At 71.9% G+C, this 16,654-nt stretch carries 15 protein-coding genes; 6 read left to right on the plus strand and 9 right to left on the minus strand.

From position 1 onward, the window contains the following. Positions 1-16: 16 nt before the first annotated feature. The gene (locus STRCI_RS34270; RefSeq protein WP_269662848.1) at positions 17-1,720 is read left to right on the plus strand and encodes a BCCT family transporter; all 1,704 of its coding nucleotides are present in this window, start codon (positions 17-19) and stop codon (positions 1,718-1,720) included. Between the two features lie 4 nt (positions 1,721-1,724). Here STRCI_RS34270 and STRCI_RS34275 read toward each other — a convergent pair whose 3' ends face one another. Beyond that, a complete protein-coding gene (locus STRCI_RS34275) occupies positions 1,725-2,675 on the minus strand; it encodes an FAD-dependent oxidoreductase (RefSeq protein WP_269662849.1) in 951 nt (316 codons plus the stop codon). 66 nt (positions 2,676-2,741) lie between these two features. Between STRCI_RS34275 and STRCI_RS34280 the strand changes: the two genes are divergently transcribed. Both STRCI_RS34280 and STRCI_RS34285 read left to right on the plus strand, forming a co-directional pair. Next, on the plus strand, positions 2,742-3,764 hold the full coding sequence (locus STRCI_RS34280) for an oxidoreductase (protein ID WP_269662850.1): 1,023 nt from the start codon (positions 2,742-2,744) through the stop codon (positions 3,762-3,764). Between the two features lie 50 nt (positions 3,765-3,814). Continuing rightward, positions 3,815-5,455 carry an ABC-F family ATP-binding cassette domain-containing protein gene (locus tag STRCI_RS34285; protein WP_269662851.1) on the plus strand — a complete coding sequence of 547 codons (1,641 nt, stop codon included), beginning with the start codon at positions 3,815-3,817 and terminating at the stop codon, positions 5,453-5,455. Between the two features lie 3 nt (positions 5,456-5,458). Here STRCI_RS34285 and STRCI_RS34290 read toward each other — a convergent pair whose 3' ends face one another. The 4 genes from STRCI_RS34290 to STRCI_RS34305 form a co-directional block, all read right to left on the minus strand. Further along, positions 5,459-6,640: a serine hydrolase domain-containing protein gene (locus STRCI_RS34290; protein ID WP_269662852.1), complete on the minus strand. Its 1,182-nt coding sequence runs from the start codon at positions 6,638-6,640 to the stop codon at positions 5,459-5,461. Between the two features lie 127 nt (positions 6,641-6,767). Next, the gene (locus tag STRCI_RS34295; protein ID WP_269662853.1) at positions 6,768-9,191 is read right to left on the minus strand and encodes a Tex family protein; all 2,424 of its coding nucleotides are present in this window, start codon (positions 9,189-9,191) and stop codon (positions 6,768-6,770) included. Between the two features lie 82 nt (positions 9,192-9,273). After that, entirely contained in the window at positions 9,274-9,405 is a 132-nt protein-coding gene (locus tag STRCI_RS34300) for an LPFR motif small protein (protein ID WP_015656449.1), read from the minus strand. Positions 9,406-9,485: 80 nt separating this feature from the next. Next, complete coding sequence (locus STRCI_RS34305; RefSeq protein WP_269662854.1) at positions 9,486-10,355, minus strand: SCO6745 family protein; 870 nt, start codon at positions 10,353-10,355, stop codon at positions 9,486-9,488. Positions 10,356-10,471: 116 nt separating this feature from the next. On the opposite strand from STRCI_RS34305, the gene STRCI_RS34310 reads away from it, so the two are divergent. Together STRCI_RS34310 and STRCI_RS34315 are read left to right on the plus strand one after the other, a co-directional pair. Beyond that, positions 10,472-11,431 carry a GlxA family transcriptional regulator gene (locus STRCI_RS34310; protein WP_269662855.1) on the plus strand — a complete coding sequence of 320 codons (960 nt, stop codon included), beginning with the start codon at positions 10,472-10,474 and terminating at the stop codon, positions 11,429-11,431. A gap of 30 nt (positions 11,432-11,461) precedes the next feature. Beyond that, entirely contained in the window at positions 11,462-12,097 is a 636-nt protein-coding gene (locus STRCI_RS34315) for a DJ-1/PfpI family protein (RefSeq protein WP_269662856.1), read from the plus strand. On the opposite strand, the gene STRCI_RS34320 is transcribed toward STRCI_RS34315, so the two are convergent. Further along, positions 12,084-12,839 carry an enoyl-CoA hydratase/isomerase family protein gene (locus STRCI_RS34320; RefSeq protein ID WP_269662857.1) on the minus strand — a complete coding sequence of 252 codons (756 nt, stop codon included), beginning with the start codon at positions 12,837-12,839 and terminating at the stop codon, positions 12,084-12,086. The genes STRCI_RS34315 and STRCI_RS34320 overlap by 14 nt on opposite strands. A gap of 255 nt (positions 12,840-13,094) precedes the next feature. Here STRCI_RS34320 and STRCI_RS34325 point away from each other — a divergent pair, with 255 nt between their 5' ends. Further along, on the plus strand, positions 13,095-13,571 hold the full coding sequence (locus STRCI_RS34325; protein ID WP_269664724.1) for an ATP-binding protein: 477 nt from the start codon (positions 13,095-13,097) through the stop codon (positions 13,569-13,571). Between the two features lie 14 nt (positions 13,572-13,585). Here STRCI_RS34325 and idi read toward each other — a convergent pair whose 3' ends face one another. From idi to galE, 3 genes are all read right to left on the minus strand, one after another. Continuing rightward, positions 13,586-14,179, minus strand: coding sequence for an isopentenyl-diphosphate Delta-isomerase (gene idi / locus STRCI_RS34330; protein ID WP_269662858.1), 594 nt, complete (start codon positions 14,177-14,179; stop codon positions 13,586-13,588). 186 nt (positions 14,180-14,365) lie between these two features. Continuing rightward, entirely contained in the window at positions 14,366-15,304 is a 939-nt protein-coding gene (locus STRCI_RS34335; RefSeq protein ID WP_269662859.1) for a cation diffusion facilitator family transporter, read from the minus strand. Between the two features lie 135 nt (positions 15,305-15,439). Next, positions 15,440-16,405 (minus strand): UDP-glucose 4-epimerase GalE, encoded by a 966-nt coding sequence (gene galE, locus STRCI_RS34340; RefSeq protein WP_269662860.1) that lies wholly within the window; start codon positions 16,403-16,405, stop codon positions 15,440-15,442. Positions 16,406-16,654: the final 249 nt, after the last annotated feature.

The following is a 16,654-nucleotide window of genomic DNA, read 5'->3' on the forward strand; positions in this document are numbered from 1 at the left end:
ATGGAAGGTGCCGGAGTTGACGCAAGACCTGAGGAAAAGGGGTGGCCGGGAAGGCCCTTCGGGCGTTCCCGGCCACCAGGACACGGACCGGGTGGTGTTCGGCGTCACCGCCGTCATCACCGTGGCGTTCGTGATCTGGGGCTGGACGGCGACGGACTCGCTGGAGAGCGTCTCCAGCCGGATGCTCAACGGCCTGATCCACAACGGCGGCTGGGCCTTCATGCTCGCCGCATCCTGCTTCGTCGTCTTCGCCCTCTGGCTCGCGATCAGCCGCTACGGCCGTATCCACCTCGGCGCCGAGGGCGAGAAGCCCGAGTTCCGCACCGTGTCCTGGGTCGCCATGATGTTCAGCGCGGGCATGGGCATCGGCCTGATGTTCTACGGGGTCAGCGAGCCGCTGGCGCACTACATCACCCCGCCGCCCGGCACCACCCCCGCCGACTCCGCCGAGCGCATGGAGACGGCGATGGCGACCACCCTGTTCCACTGGACGCTGCACCCCTGGGCGATCTACGCGGTGGTCGGCCTCGCCATCGCCTACTCCACGTTCCGCCGGCGCCGCCGCCAGACCATCAGCGCCGTCTTCACCCCGCTCATCGGGGAGCGGCACGCGAGCGGTTCCGGGGGCCGGGTGATCGACATCCTCGCGATCATCGCCACCGTCTTCGGCTCCGCCGCCTCCCTGGGCCTCGGCGCGCTCCAGATCGGCTCCGGGTTCCAGGAGCTGGACTGGATGGACGACGTCAGCGAGGGCCTGCTCGTCGCCATCATCGCGGTACTGACGCTGGCCTTCGTCGCCTCGGCGGTGTCCGGTGTCGAACGGGGCATCCAGTGGCTGTCCAACACCAACATGGTGCTCGCCCTGATCCTCGCGGTCTTCGTGTTCATCGCGGGCCCCACGATCATCGTGCTCGATCTGCTGCCCACCTCGATCTTCGCCTACCTCGGCGATCTGCCCCAGCTGGCCGGCCGCACCGAGGCCAGCGCCGGTGAGGGCGTCGCGGACTGGCTCGGCAGCTGGACCGTCTTCTACTGGGCCTGGTGGATCTCCTGGACGCCCTTCGTCGGCATGTTCATCGCCCGGATCAGCCGGGGCCGCACCATCCGGCAGTTCGTCGGCGGGGTCATCCTGGTGCCGAGCAGCGTCAGCCTGATCTGGTTCGCGATCTTCGGCGGTACGGCGATGAAGGTGAGTGAGCGCGGCGGACTGGGCGGCGAGGACACCCCCGAGGGCCAACTCTTCGGCCTGCTCCAGGAGTTCCCCATCCCCACCGCCACCAGCCTGCTGGTGATGGTGCTGGTCGGCATCTTCTTCGTGTCCGGCGCCGACGCCGCCTCCATCGTGATGGGCACGCTCTCCCAGAAGGGCGCGCTCGAACCCGGCCGCTTCGTCGTGGTGTTCTGGGGCATCGTGACCGGTGCCGTGGCCGCCATCATGCTGCTCGTCGGCAGCGGCCAGGGCGACGCGCTCACCGGACTCCAGAACCTCACGATCCTGGCCGCCGCGCCGTTCGTCCTCGTCATGATCGGCATGTGTGTCGCCCTCATGCGGGATCTGCGCCGGGACCCCGTCATCGTGCGCACCGAGATGGGCAGCGAGGTCGTCGAGCTCGCCGTGATCACGGGCCACCGCGAGTACGACGGCGACTTCGAGCTCAAGGTCGGCCCGGGGCCCGGCACCGAGACCGAGGGCGACCCACTGGGCCACGACCACGCCTGAGCGGTCAGCCGGAGGCGAGGGCGGCCGCCTCCTCGGCGCATCCCCAGGCCACCGTCACCCCGGCGCCGCCATGGCCGTAGTTGTGCACCAGGACCCGTCCGTCCGGCAGGGGTTCGCGCTCCAGCCGGACCGCGTCCCGCACCGGCCGCAGCCCCACCCGGTGCGCCAGGACCCGCGCCCCGGCGATCTCCGGCCGCAGCCCGGCACAGCGCCGCACGATCGCCTCGGCCACCTTGGGATCCGGCTCCAGCGACCAGGCGCCGTCGTCCGCGGTGCCGCCCAGCAGCAGCCGCCCCGGCTGCGGAAAGAAGTACGCCATCTCCCCGGCGGCGTCACTGGAGGTGAGCCAGGTGTCGATGCCCGGGTTCTCCACGACCACCAGCTGCCCCCGCACGGGCCGCAGCGCGGGGTCCGGCACCAGCTCACGGGCGCCGAGGCCGGTGCAGTTGACCACGACCGGCGCCTCGGCCTCGGTGAGCGAGGAGACGGTACGGGTCTCGATCGCGCCGCCCGCACTGCGGAACCGTTCCCTCAGCCACGGCAGATGGGTCGGCATGTCGATGAGCGGCAGCCGGGCCCACAGCCCCGCCCCGCCGTACTCGGCGTCCGTCGTCCCCCGCAGCCCCGGCACCCGGCCGACCGCCCAGGCGTCCGCCCCGTCCAGCTCCCCTTCGCCCAGTACCCCCTCGATCATGCGTACGCCGGTGGCGTCGGGGTCGCCCGCCAGCTCCGCGTACACCTCCAGCGACCGCAGCGCCCACTCCCGGGCCAGGGCGAGCGGTTCGATCTTGTACGGCCACCAGAGCGCGCCCGCGACGGCCGAGGTGGTCCGCTCCACCGGGTCCCGGGTCCACACCCTCACCCGATGGCCCCGCTCGGCCAGGACCAGTGCCGTGGTCAGGCCGATGACCCCGCCGCCGACCACGATGACTTCGTCGTTCCGCCCGATCTCCACGCGTGGACCGTAGCGGAATGTGCCATGCCGTGCTCACATCACCCCCGCGCTGGGGATACTCACAGCATGTCTGCCGAGTACGCGACCTTCGGCCTGGCGCCGGCCATACGCGCCGGTGGCGTCCTCGCCAACGGTGACTACCAAGTGCACCGGGACTTCGTCGACTTCATCGTCGACGGCCGCCCGCTGCTGTTCCAGCTCTCCGACCTCGACGCCGTCTCCCCACTGGCCTCCGACGTCCCACCCGCGATCTTTACCGCCCAGGTCCAGAGCCTGCTGCTGGAGGCGGACGCCCCGCTTCCGGACGGGCGTTATGTCATCTACGGCTGTCCCGAGTGCGAGAGCCTGGCCTGCGGCGCGGTCACCGCGGCGATCTCGGCGGACGGGTCCGACTTCATCTGGCGGGACTTCGCCTGGCAGACCGATGAGCACGTCGATCTGGAGCTCAACGGCTACCACGGCATAGGGCCCTTCCGCTTCCAGGGCGCCGAGTACCGGGCGGCGCTGGCCTCCCTCCTCGGCGAGGCACCGGCCGCTCTCCGCCGCCGGGTCCTGCTGATCGGCGCCCGGGTGGCCCTGCTGGCCAAGCTCGCCGCCGCCCTGCGCACGATCGGCATCGGCGCCGACATCACCCGCGACGCGGAGGGCGTCCCCGCCGATGAACTGAAGGCTTACGGCGCCGTCGCCTTCGGCCGCGCGGTCACCGAGGAGGAACGTGCCGCCGTGCGCGCCGCCTTCGACCGGGCCGGGGTCGAGGTGGCCTACGTCCACGGCTTCGCCCCGATCGTCCCGCTGCTGGTCGCCCAGATAGAGCACGCCCTGGACCGCAGCCCGGTACAGCAGCGCCGGCTGACCCGTCTTGTCGCGGCGGACGGGGAAGCGGGTGTGGAGGTGACGTCCCCGTGCCGGGTGCGGCTGACGGCGTACCGGCTGGACCGCTTGTACCGCACGCACGCGCACGAGATCTTCGACGGGGTCCTGGAGGCGGGGCGGCACCGTATTGCTCTGGACGCGAAGGCGGTGAAGGGGGAGGCGTTCGTGGTGGCGCGGACTTCCGGGAGCGTGCTCGTGGAGGCAATGGCGCGGTGACCTGAGCGGGGTGAGGCCACCTACCCCCGGCGTTTAGGATCGGGGATCTGATGACTGCCACCCTCGTCGTGAAGAACCTTGCCGCCGGACATGGCGACCGTGCCCTGTTCAGCGGGCTCGATCTCGTTGTCGCGCCCGGAGACGTGATCGGCCTGGTCGGGGCCAACGGTGCCGGGAAGTCCACGCTGCTCAGGCTGCTCGCCGGGCTCGCCGCGCCGGAGGAGGGCGAGCTGCGGCTCTCCCCGCCCGGCGCGACCGTAGGCCACCTCCCGCAGGAGCCGGAGCGGCGGCCCGGTGAGACCGTCCGCCAGTTCCTGGCCCGGCGCACCGGCGTCGCCGAGGCCCAGCGCACCATGGACGAGGCCACCCAGGCCCTGGTCGACGGCGCCCCGGGCGCGGACGACGCCTACGCCACCAGCCTGGAACGCTGGCTGGACCTGGGCGGCGCCGACCTCGACGAGCGCGCCGAGGAGACCGCCGACTCCCTGGGCCTCGCCGTCGACCTGGACCAGCCGATGACGGCCCTGTCGGGGGGCCAGGCGGCCCGCGCCGGACTCGCCTCCCTGCTGCTCTCCCGCTACGACGTCTTCCTCCTCGACGAGCCCACCAACGACCTCGACCTGGACGGCCTGGAACGCCTGGAGCGCTTCGTCGCGGGCCTGCGGGCCGGCACCGTCGTGGTCAGCCACGACCGCGAGTTCCTCACCCGCACCGTCACCAAGGTCCTCGAACTCGACCTCGCCCAGCAGCAGATCAACCTCTACGGCGGCGGCTACGCGGCCTACCTGGAGGAGCGCGACGTCGCCCGAAGGCACGCGCGCGAGGACTACGAGGAGTACGCCGACAAGAAGTCCGCCCTCCAGGACCGGGCACAGATGCAGCGCGCCTGGATGGACAAGGGCGTGAAGAACGCGCGCCGCAAGTCGGGCAACGACAACGACAAGATCGGCCGCAAGTTCCGCAGCGAGGCCAGTGAGAAGCAGGCCGCCAAGGCCCGCCAGACCCAGCGCATGATCGAGCGCCTCGACGTGGTCGAGGAGCCGCGCAAGGAGTGGGAACTGCGCATGGAGATCGCCTCCGCGCCCCGCTCCGGCGCGGTGGTGACCACTCTGCGCGACGCGGAGGTGCGCCGGGGAGACTTCACCCTCGGCCCCGTCTCCCTCCAGATCGACTGGGCGGACCGGGTCGCGGTCACCGGCGCCAACGGCGCGGGCAAGTCGACGCTCCTCGGCGCCCTGCTCGGCCGTGTCCCGCTGACCGCGGGGGAGTCGACGCTCGGCTCGGGCGTGCTGGTCGGCGAGGTCGACCAGGCCCGCAAGCTGTTCCACGGCGAGGAGTCGCTGCTGGACGCCTTCTGCGCGGCCGTGCCCGACACCGAACCGGTCGAGGTCCGCACCCTCCTGGCCAAGTTCGGCCTGAAGTCGGACCATGTGCTGCGCCCGGCGGCCACCCTCTCACCCGGCGAACGGACGAGGGCCGCCCTGGCCCTTCTCCAGGGCCGGGGCGTCAACCTCCTCGTCCTCGACGAGCCGACGAACCACCTCGACCTCCCCGCCATCGAGCAACTGGAGTCGGCCCTCGACGCCTACGAGGGCACCCTCCTGCTGGTGACCCACGACCGCCGCATGCTGGACGCGGTCCACGTCACCCGACGCCTGGAGGTCGCCGACGGCAAGGTGACCGAACGCTAGGACCTAGCTCTTGCCCTTCAGCAGCGCGCAGACGAAGTTCTCCTGGACGGCGCGCAGCTTGCGCAGGAGGTCGGGCTTGAGGGTCTGGTTGATCTGGGTCGTGGTGGAGAAGGTCAGGGACTTGCGCCCGTCCGGGGTCGCCGCGATCAGCTGGGTGTAGCCGGGCGTGTTGCCGGTGTGGCCGAGGACCACACCGCAGCGGGTCGTGTACCGGAAGAGGGCGAGCCCCGCCTTGTTCCGGCCCGGCCCGGCGGGCTCGGACGCGCCGTCGATCCAGGCGCGCTGCTCCTGGACGACGTCGTGGCCGTACAGCTTGCCCCCGGCGTAGCCGCGGATGAAGCGGGTCATGTCGGCGGGGGTGGAGACAATGCCGCCCGAGGCCCACACCCCGGACATGCTGATCAGCTCGCTGACGTCCTCCGTCGGCTCGGGCGGGGACACGTCGTATCCGTGCAGGAACGGCCGCGGCATGCGATAGCCCTGCGGCAGGCTGGTGTGGTGCATGCCGAGCGGCCGGTACACCAGCTCCCGCAGCAGCCGCTCGTACCGTTCGCCGGTCGCCGCCTCGGCCATCAGGGCCACGGCGATGTTGTCGGAGTTGGAGTACTGGTACCGGGAGCCCGGAGCGAACTCCAGGGGACGGTCGGCGACGTAGTCGAGCAGCTTGCGGGAGTCGAACCGGTGCCGGGGGTCCGCGAGCAGGGTCTCGATGAACCCCTCCGACTTGGAGTAGTCGGGCAGACCGCTGGTGTGGTTGAGCAGCTGGCGCAGGGTCACGGCGGCCCACGCCTCCGGCAGGCTCGGCAGGCGCTCGCCCAGGGTGTCGTCCAGGCTGAGGTCGCCGAGGTCGACGAGGGACAGCGCCACGGCGCCGCTGAACGCCTTGGCCGCGCTGGCGATCCGCATGTGGTCGTGCGGCCTCGGCTTGCGCCGGGTCTCCAGATCGGCGACCCCGGCCTTCACGACCTGGGTCCGGTGGCCGTCCTTGAGCACGGCGATGATCCCGGGCGGGCCGCCGGGTCTGCGGATCAGATCCTCCAACTGGCGCTGGAGGGCGGGGTCGGCCTCCGGCCGGGGATGCGTGGCGGCGCCCGCGACGGCGGGGGACAGCGTGGTCAGACAGACCGAGACGAGGGAGACCGCCCCGAGTCGGGGTCGAAGCGGGGAACGGCGGCGGATCGGCATGGGCACTCCCAGGAGGCGCTGGCTGGTCGCGGTCCAGCCTCGCGCCCCCCGGGTCCACGGGCCGCTCGTGTTGCTGCACACGGCCCAACGGCCCGGCCTCTCCGGATGGGAGAGGCCGGGCCGTGCGTCAGCGCTTGCCCTTCTTCGGGTCCAGCAGACCCGCGCGGCGCAGTGCGTCGGCCATCGCGCTGTTCGCCGGGGGCGGCGCCTGGCGCGAGCCTCCGCCCTGGCGTGAGCCACCGCCGGCCCCGCCGCCGCCACCGCCGCGCCCCTGCCGCTGCTGCGGCGGACGCCCGCCGCCGCGCTGCTGACGGCGCTCACCGCCACCGGACTGGCCGTCGCCCTGCGGGGCCGCCTCGTCGTCCAGCCGCAGGGTCAGCGAGATCCGCTTGCGCGGGATGTCGACGTCGAGCACCTTCACCTTGACGATGTCACCGGGCTTCACGACGTCCCGCGGGTCCTTGACGAAGGTCTTGGACATCGCCGAGACATGCACCAGACCGTCCTGGTGGACACCGACGTCGACGAAAGCCCCGAACGCGGCGACATTGGTGACCACGCCCTCCAGGACCATCCCGGACGACAGGTCGGAGATCTTCTCGACGCCCTCCTTGAAGGTGGCCGTCTTGAACGCGGGCCGGGGGTCGCGCCCCGGCTTCTCCAGCTCCTTGAGGATGTCCGTGACGGTCGGCAGACCGAAGCTCTCGTCCACGAACTCCTGCGGCCTGAGCGAGCGCAGCACACCCGTGTTGCCGATCAGGGAGGCCACCTCCTGGCCGGAGGTCTTCACCATCCGCCGGACCACCGGATACGCCTCCGGGTGCACGCTGGAGGCGTCCAGCGGGTCGCTGCCGCCCCGGATCCGCAGGAAGCCCGCGCACTGCTCGTACGCCTTCGGGCCGAGCCGGGCGACCTTCTTCAGCTCGGAGCGGGAGCCGAACGGGCCGTTCGCGTCGCGGTGCGCCACGATGTTCTCGGCGAGCCCGGAGGTGATGCCGGAGACCCGGGAGAGCAGCGGCGCGGACGCGGTGTTGACGTCCACACCGACGCCGTTCACACAGTCCTCGACCACCGCGTCCAGCGACCGGGACAGCTTCACCTCGGACAGGTCGTGCTGGTACTGGCCTACGCCGATCGACTTTGGGTCGATTTTCACCAGCTCGGCGAGGGGGTCCTGGAGCCGGCGCGCGATGGAGACGGCGCCGCGCAGCGACACGTCCATGTCGGGCAGCTCCTGCGAGGCGAACGCGGAGGCCGAGTACACCGAGGCGCCCGCCTCGGACACCATCACCTTGGTGAGCTTCAACTCGGGGTGCTTGGTGATGAGTTCACCGGCGAGCTTGTCGGTCTCGCGGGACGCGGTGCCGTTGCCGATGGCGACCAGGTCGACCGCGTGCTCCTCGGCGAGCCGCGCCAGCTTGGCGATGGCCTCGTCCCACTTGTTGGCCGGGACGTGCGGGTAGATGACGTCCGTGGCGACGACCTTGCCGGTCGCGTCGATGACGGCGACCTTCACGCCGGTACGGAAGCCCGGGTCCAGGCCCAGCGTCGCGCGGGTGCCGGCCGGGGCGGCGAGCAGCAGGTCCCGCAGGTTCGCCGCGAAGACGTTCACCGCCTCGTCCTCGGCTGCCGTGCGCAGCCGCAGCCGCAGGTCGATGCCGAGGTGGACGAGGATGCGGGTCCGCCAGGCCCAGCGGACGGTGTCCGTCAGCCACTTGTCGGCGGGGCGCCCGCGCTCGGCGATCTGGAACTTGTGGGCGACGATGCCCTCGTACGAGGAAGGCCCGTCGGTCGGCTCCTCGGGCTCCAGGGCGAGGTCGAGGACGTCCTCCTTCTCGCCGCGCAGCATCGCCAGGATGCGGTGCGAGGGCAGCTCGGTGAACGGCTCGGCGAAGTCGAAGTAGTCGGCGAACTTGGCGCCCGCCTCCTCCTTGCCGTCCTTCACCTTCGCGGCCAGCCGCCCGCGCACCCACATGCGCTCGCGCAGCTCGCCGATCAGGTCGGCGTCCTCGGAGAACCGCTCGGTGAGGATCGCCCGCGCGCCGTCGAGCGCGGCCTGCGGATCGGCCACGCCCTTGTCGGCGTCGACGAACGCGGCCGCCGCGGCGAGCGGGTCGACCGTCGGGTCGCCCAGCAGCCCCTCGGCGAGCGGCTCCAGGCCCGCCTCCCGCGCGATCTGCGCCTTGGTCCGCCGCTTCGGCTTGTACGGCAGGTAGATGTCCTCCAGGCGCGCCTTGGTCTCCGCGCCGCGGATCCGCACCTCCAGCTCGTCGGTGAGCTTGCCCTGCTCGCGCACGGACTCCAGGATCGCCGTCCGGCGCTCCTCCAGCTCCCGCAGATAGCGCAGCCGCTCCTCGATCGTGCGCAGTTGCGCGTCGTCGAGCATCTCGGTCGCTTCCTTGCGGTAGCGGGCGATGAAGGGCACCGTCGAACCGCCGTCGAGCAGTTCCACGGCAGCCCTCACCTGCCGCTCCCGTACGCCGAGCTCCTCGGCGATCCTGCCTTCGATGGATCCGGTTGCCATGGATCCGCTGGACCCGGGTGTCGTCACGATCCGGTACCGCCTTCTCACAGAGGTTGCGCGGCAATTGTGGCAGGTGACACCGACAGCCGGGGATCAGGGCGGGTGCGGGTCAGGCCCGGCGTCGCCGCGCGCCGCCCGAGGCGCCGCCGAACAGCCGGGCGAGCGCCCGGAACGGCAGCGTCACTACGGTGGCCACGGCGCCGCCGATCTGGCGGAGTACGTCCGCAATGGCACGGAACACGATCGTCCCCTTTCCTTTCCGGCCGCTCCGGCCGGTGCGGACCGGGTACCTCGCCCGCGCCGGGACATGCCCGCCCGGGGTCAGGCCTTGCCGATCAGATCGGCCGGGAAGGCGCCCGCGGCCAGCGCGGTACGGACGAAGCCCGAGCCGAGTTCGGTCAGCCGGGCCACGTCCTCGGCGCCCAGGTGCTCATAGGGGGCCCGGTCCAGACGGTCCGTCTCGCGCTCCACCTCGTCGCGCAGGGCCACGCCCCGCTCGGTCAGTTCGCCGGAGTCGTTCAGCAGACCGCGCCCGCGCAGCCGGGCGCAGGCCGCGTCCCACTCCTCCTGGCTCCAGCCGCGGGTGACGAGCTGCCACTTCGGGGTGAAGCCCCGGCCGGTGGCGGTGTGCGTCACCAGGGCCTCCAGGCCGTCCAGCTCGGCGGCGACCAGCGCGACGAGATGCCCGTCGCCCCGGTGCTCGCGCAGCAGGGTGGCGGCGTGGAAGTACGCCAGATGCGGCTCCTCGGGGACCGGGAGGTCGGCGTGGGCCGCGTACAGCGGGCGCGCGTGCCGGGAGCAGACCTCGGTGGCCCGCAGTGCCAGCCGGGCGGCCTCGGCCATCTCGGCGGATGCGATGACCTCCTCGCCGAGCACCCGGCGCAGCATGGCGTCGACGGCACGCGCGCGTGCCGCCAGTACCCGCGCCGGGGAGGCGGCCTCCCACACGGCGGGGACATGCCGGGCCACGGCCTCGTACTTGTAGTTGTAGAAGGTCGCCGCGACCGTGCCGGGCCCGACGGCGCCCAGGGCGGCGGCCCGCACCGCGAAGTTCACGGCCTTGGGGTGGGTGAGCCCCAGGTCACTGGCTTCCTTGCCGAGTTCGGGCGCGAAGTACTGCATCGCGTGGAGCGTGTTGAGCGCGTTGTGGCAGCGGCGGCCCGCGCGCGGGTCCAGGGCGGCTGTAGTCATGCCCGGCAGGTTACCGACCGGTTGGTATCCGAAGTCCAGGCGGCCGACGACACATGGCAGGAAAGGTGGGGAACTCGTCATTGCGGCCATCGCCGGGCCCGCCAAGAATTGTGTGCATGGCGCAGCGAACGGTTCTCCTGGTTCTCTTCGACGGGGTGCAGAGCCTCGATGTCACGGGCCCGCTGGAGGTCTTCACGGGAGCGGAGACACAGTTCCCGGGCAGTTACCGGCTGCGCACGGCCTCGCTGGACGGCGGCCCCGTCCGCACCTCCAGCGGCCTGACCCTCGTACCGGACGCCTCCCTCGCCGACACGGCCGCCCCGCACACCCTCCTGGTCCCCGGCGGCCAGGGCACCCGGGCTGCCGATCCGCGGCTGACGGACTGGCTGCGTGAGCACGGACCGCGTGCCGAGCGCCTCGTCTCCGTCTGCACCGGGGCGATCCTGCTCGCCGAGGCCGGACTGCTGGACGGCCACCGGGCGACGACCCACTGGGCGTACTGCGACCGACTCGCCCGCGACCATCCGGCCGTGGAGGTCGACCCCGATCCCATCTACGTCCGGGACGGCAAGGTCTCCACCTCCGCCGGTGTCACCTCCGGCATCGACCTCGCGCTCGCCCTCGTCGAGGAGGACCTCGGCCGGGACACCGCCCTGACCATCGCCCGCCATCTGGTGGTGTTCCTGCGCAGACCGGGCAACCAGGCGCAGTTCAGCGCCCAGCTCGCGGCCCAGACCGCCCGGCGCGAACCGCTCCGGGACGTCCAGCAGTGGATCACCGAGCACCCGGCCGGCGACCTGGGCGTCGAGGCGCTGGCCGCCCGCGCGGGACTCTCCCCGCGCCACTTCGCCCGGGCCTTCCGGGACGAGACCGGCACGACCCCCGGCCGCTATGTGGACCAGGTCCGCCTGGAACACGCCCGGCGCCTGCTGGAGGACACCACCGGAGGCGTCGAGGAGATATCCCGCGCCAGCGGCTACGGCACCCCCGAGGCCATGCGCCGCGCCTTCCTCAAGACCCTCGGCACGGCCCCCGCCGAGTACCGACGCCGCTTCCGCCCGGCACCGCTGACCTGACCCGCCTCCACACCCGCAGAAAGGCACCCGATGCAGATCGCCATCGTCCTGTTCGACCGATTCACCGCCCTCGATGCCGTGGGCCCCTACGAGACCCTCGGCCGGCTCCCGGACGCGGAGACCGTGTTCGTCGCCGAGCACGCCGGTCCCGTCCGCACCGACACCGGGCACCTCGCGCTCACCGCCGACCGCACCTTCGCCGAGGTGCCGAACCCGGACATCGTGGTCGTGTCGGGCGGCCCCGGGCAGACCCCGCAGATGGAGAACCACGTGCTGCTGGACTGGCTGCGCGCCGCCGACGCCACCAGTACCTGGACGACGTCGGTATGCACCGGCTCCCTGCTGCTGGCCGCCGCGGGCCTGCTCAAGGGGCGCCGGGCGGCCTCCCACTGGCTGGCCCTCGACCACCTCAAGCGGTTCGGCGCGGAGCCCACGGGGGAGCGGGTGGTCATGGACGGCAAGTACGTCACCGCCGCCGGGGTCTCCTCCGGCATCGACATGGGCCTGACGCTCCTAGGGCGCATCGCGGGCGACGACCACGCCCAGGCCGTACAGCTGCTCACGGAGTACGACCCGCAGCCGCCCTACGACGCGGGCTCGCCGGAGAAGGCGCCCGCGCACCTGGTCGAGGAGTTCCGCTCCAAGAGCAGGTTCATCCTGACGTAGGGACGCTCCAGGTGAACCGCGGCGGCCTGCGCTCAAGGAAGGCGGCGACCCCCTCGGCGAGGTCGCCGCTGCCGTGTGCCTGCGCACGCCAGTGGGCGTCCCGGTCCCGACTGCCGTTCGCGAACTCCTTCGCCGCGGCCTGCGTCAGCTGTGAGCGGCTCACCAGGATCCGGGTGAACTCCGCCACCCGCTTGCCCAGTTCGCCCGCGGGCAGCACCTCGTCGACCAGACCGGTGCGCAGCGCCCGCGCGGAGTCGATCAACTCGCCGGAGAACAGCAGGTACTTGGCGGCGGACGGACTCGTCAGCGCCGCGAGCCGCCGGGTGGAGGAGGCCGGGTAGACGATGCCCAGCTTCGCCGGGGTCACCCCGAACAGCGCGCCCTCCTCCGCGAACCGCAGATCGCAGGCCGCCGCAAGCTGCGTACCGCCGCCCACGCAGTGCCCGCGCACGGCCGCCAGTGTCGGCTTGGGGAAGGCGCCCAGCGCGTCCTCGGCCCGCAGGGCGAGGCCCTGCGCCTCCTCCGGCGCGTCCTGGAGCGCGCCGATGTCCGCCCCCGCGCAGAACGTCCCGCCCGCCCCGGTCAGCACCAGCGCCCGCACGTCCGGATCGGCCGCCAGCTCGTCGAGGAGCGGGGGCAGGGCGGCCCACATCGCCGACGTCATCGCGTTGCGCTTCTCGGGGTGGTGGATGACGACGGTGGCCACCGAGTCGGCGACGCTGTGCAGCAGCTGGGGCTCCATGTGCCGGATGCTATCCGCCGCTCCGCGCGGCCGATCATCGAGGTCGACGCGGTTCCGCCAAACCCGTACAACCCGAATAGTTCGTAAAGGCGGCACAGGTGGGGCAGGAGCGGTCCCGCACATGACCACGTCATGCTTCATCGATCACAAAGTGCTCGAAAATAGCTGACTTCTGTTCAGTTCCATGGACCGGAGCGGCTCGTTACCAACACTCGACTCGTGGTGACAATCGAGCGCAAGGGTGGCGACCGGACGATGGAGAACCACGGGCGTGGGGCCGCCCCACGCCCATCAGGCGACCCACTGCCCTACGAGGGCGTGTGGCGATTCACCGCCTCCGCCGTCGACGCGTCCGTCCCGCAGGCGCGGCACGCCGTGAGGGATCTGCTGTACCGCCAGCGGGTGCCCCTGACGGACGACCAGGTGCATGGTCTGCTGCTGATCGTCTCGGAGCTGGTCACGAACGCCGTCCGGCACGCGGCGCTGCTGTCCCCGATGCTCGCCGTGGAGGTCGCCGTGGGCGCCGAGTGGGTGCGGGTGTCCGTGGAGGACAACCACCCCTACCGCCCGACCGCCCTGGAGGCCGACCACGGCCAGACCGGCGGGCGCGGGCTGCTGCTGGTGCGCGAGGTGGCCAAGGAGTGGGGCGGTGTGTGCGACGTCGAGCACACCGCGAGCGGCGGCAAGGTGATCTGGGCCGCCCTGCCGCTCAGACCCGCGCACGTGCCGTAGCAAGGGTCACCGACTCACCAGCCGGCCGACGGGCCCGTCAGTTCACGCACCGCGGGGCGGGCCGCGTCCAGCACCGTCATGAACCAGGACGAGAAGGTGTCCTTGGCGTGCCGCTCCGCGAGCTCCCCGGGCGTCACGAAGGCGGTGTCCCCGACCTCCTCCGGGTCCGGCCGCAGCGGTGACTGCACCAGGCCCACGAAGAGGTGGTTGTACTCCTGCTCCACCAGCCCCGAATCCGGGTCCGGGTGGTTGTAGCGGACCGTGCCCGCCTCCGCCATCAGCGACGGCGAGACCCCGAGCTCCTCGTACGTCCGCCGGGCCGCCGCCGCGAACGGCGCCTCGCCCGGGTAGGGGTGGCCGCAGCAGGTGTTGGACCACACGCCGGGGGAGTGGTACTTGCCGAGCGCCCGCTGCTGGAGCAGCAGCCGGCCCCGCTCGTCGAAGAGGAACACGGAGAAGGCGCGGTGCAGCCGCCCCGGCGGCTGATGGGCGGCGAGCTTCTCCGCGGTGCCGATCGTCACACCGTTCTCGTCGACCAGTTCGAGCAAAATCTCCGCTGCGGTGCCGTTCGACGGAGTGTGCGTCGCGGCGGCAGGTGTGATCGGCATACCCATCCTTCACATCGGTTGTGCGCCCCAAGTGTGCCGCACGAATCCGGCACTCCCGGCAGTTGATCGTGCCCGGCGCGGCGACGGCGGAACCCTGGCGCCGTCCGGCTGTGGGAGTGAAGACGCGGCCGTGCGCCGGACCGCTGCGCTCCGGTACCGACCGGTGCTTTTTCGGCGGCCGCGGCCTCAGTGGCAGAGCCGCGCCTCGTGCTCGGCGTGCCCGCTCGGCTCCAGCTGGAAGGTGCAGTGCTCCACGTCGAAGTGGTCGCCGAGGCAGCCCTGCAACTCGTGCAGCATCTTCTCGTGGCCGATGGCGCTGAGCACCTCGGAGCTGACGACCACGTGCGCGGAGAGCACCGGCATCCCGGAGGTGATGGTCCAGGCGTGCAGATCGTGGACGTCCTCGACACCGTCGAGCGCCAGTATGTGGGCCCGTACCTCGGTCATGTCGACGCCCTTGGGCGCCGCCTCCAGCAGCACGTCGAGGGTCTCGCGGAGCAGCTTGACCGTGCGCGGCACGATCATCAGGCCGATGAGCAGCGAGGCGATCGGGTCGGCCGCCTGCCAGCCCGTCATGAGGATCACCACGGCGGAGATCAGCACCGCGACCGAGCCCAGCGCGTCGGCGGCCACCTCCAGGAACGCCCCGCGGACGTTCAGGCTCTCCTTCTGGCCGCGCATCAGCAGGGTGAGCGAGATCATGTTCGCCACCAGGCCGATCGCGCCGAACACGATGGTCAGCCCGCCCTCGGTGGGGACCGGGTCGATGAACCGCTGGATCGCCTCGTACAGGACGTAGCCGCCGACGCCGAGCAGCAGCAGACAGTTGGCGAGCGCGGCGAGGATCTCGGCGCGGGCGAACCCGAAGGTGCGGTTGCCGGTCGCCGGACGGCTCGCGAAGTGGATCGCCAGCAGCGCCATGGCGAGCCCCACCGCGTCGGTCGCCATGTGCGCGGCGTCCGCGATCAGCGCGAGGGAGTCGGCGACCACACCGCCGACGATCTCCACCACCATCACGGTGAGCGTGATCGCCAGCGCGACGCGCAGTCTGCCGCGGTACGCCGAGGTCGCCGTACCCCCGCCGTGACCGCCGTGGGCGTGTCCGTGATCGTGCCCAGCCCCCATGGAAAGCCGCCTCCTGTCATCGCTTCCGGATCACAGTGAACTACGGGTGGGGGGTATCAGGCAACGCGGCACTGAACACCGTTGTCATGTGCTTTGACCTGCGGAAACGTTCCGCAGGTCACAGCGCCCGGCCGATCATCCGCCGTGGTGCCGCTGCCACCCTCGCCAGGCGGACTCGACCATCTCTCGAACCGGGCGGGACGCGGTCCAGCCCAGCTCCTCGGTGGCCCGCGCGGCCGAGGCGACGGCACGCGGCGCGTCCCCGGGGCGGCGCCCCTCCACCACCGGCGGCCGGGTGTGCCCGCTGACCTCCCCGATGACGTCGATCAGTTCCCGCACGGAGACGCCCTCGCCGCGGCCGACGTTGACGGTGAGGTCGCCGCTCAGGCCGGACAGGCGCCGGGCGGCCGCGAGATGGGCCTCGGCGAGGTCGGCGACATGGATGTAGTCGCGCACGCAGGTGCCGTCCGGCGTCGGATAGTCGTCACCGAAGATCCGTGGGGCCTCGCCCCGGGTCAGCCGGTCGAAGACCATCGGCACGATGTTGAACACACCCGTGTCGGCCAGCTCGGGCGCCGCCGCCCCGGCCACGTTGAAGTAGCGCAGGCAGACCGTGGAGATCCCGTGGGCCGCGCCGGCCGCCCGGACCAGCCACTCGCCGGTGAGCTTGGTCTCGCCGTACGGGTTCACCGGCGCGCACGGGGTGTCCTCGATGATGAGGTCCACATCCGGGTTGCCGTAGACCGCGGCCGAGGAGGAGAACACCAGCCGCCGGACCCCCGCCTCGGCCACCGCGTCCAGGAGCGTGGCCAGACCGCCCACGTTCTCCCGGTAGTACCGGGTCGGCTGGGCCACCGACTCGGCGACCTGCTTGCGCGCGGCGAGATGGACCACACCGGTCACCGCGTGGTCCGCGAGGACCCGCTTGAGCAGTTCGCCGTCGAGCGAGGAACCCCGGACCAGCGGCACCCCGACCGGCAGCCGCTCGGGCACCCCGGCCGAGAGGTCGTCCAGCGCCAGCACGCGCTCCCCGGCTTCGCTCATGGCCCGCGCCACGTGTGCCCCGATGTACCCGGCCCCGCCTGTGATCAGCCATGTCATGGTGGCTCACCCTATGCTCCGGCCCCACCGCCGAAAGAAATGCGCTGAATGTCCGCTCTGGGGGCGCAGTTTGTGGGCCGGGCCCCGTTTCCCCGATGATGATCGCGGCAGAGGTGAGTGCGAACCGTGTCGATCCGGCCGTGAAACGGGCGGTGAACGCCGCGTTCCCGTTATCCGATAACCTCTGCCGACATGCCGCCCGGGTGCCGCGGACTGGGGCGCCCCACCATGTCAATGACCGGCGCCAGC

Source organism: Streptomyces cinnabarinus, from assembly GCF_027270315.1.
Classification (GTDB): domain Bacteria; phylum Actinomycetota; class Actinomycetes; order Streptomycetales; family Streptomycetaceae; genus Streptomyces; species Streptomyces cinnabarinus.

Bases quoted from the DNA above. Each gene is read 5' to 3' on its own strand.
- STRCI_RS34280 (WP_269662850.1), top strand. From the start codon at position 2,742: ATGTCTGCCGAGTACGCGACCTTCGGCCTGGCGCCGGCCATACGCGCC.
- STRCI_RS34285 (WP_269662851.1), top strand. From the start codon at position 3,815: ATGACTGCCACCCTCGTCGTGAAGAACCTTGCCGCCGGACATGGCGAC.
- STRCI_RS34290 (WP_269662852.1), bottom strand. From the start codon at position 6,640: ATGCCGATCCGCCGCCGTTCCCCGCTTCGACCCCGACTCGGGGCGGTC.
- STRCI_RS34305 (WP_269662854.1), bottom strand. From the start codon at position 10,355: ATGACTACAGCCGCCCTGGACCCGCGCGCGGGCCGCCGCTGCCACAAC.
- STRCI_RS34310 (WP_269662855.1), top strand. From the start codon at position 10,472: ATGGCGCAGCGAACGGTTCTCCTGGTTCTCTTCGACGGGGTGCAGAGC.
- STRCI_RS34315 (WP_269662856.1), top strand. From the start codon at position 11,462: ATGCAGATCGCCATCGTCCTGTTCGACCGATTCACCGCCCTCGATGCC.
- STRCI_RS34320 (WP_269662857.1), bottom strand. From the start codon at position 12,839: ATGGAGCCCCAGCTGCTGCACAGCGTCGCCGACTCGGTGGCCACCGTC.
- STRCI_RS34325 (WP_269664724.1), top strand. From the start codon at position 13,095: ATGGAGAACCACGGGCGTGGGGCCGCCCCACGCCCATCAGGCGACCCA.
- idi (WP_269662858.1), bottom strand. From the start codon at position 14,179: ATGCCGATCACACCTGCCGCCGCGACGCACACTCCGTCGAACGGCACC.
- STRCI_RS34335 (WP_269662859.1), bottom strand. From the start codon at position 15,304: ATGGGGGCTGGGCACGATCACGGACACGCCCACGGCGGTCACGGCGGG.
- galE (WP_269662860.1), bottom strand. From the start codon at position 16,405: ATGACATGGCTGATCACAGGCGGGGCCGGGTACATCGGGGCACACGTG.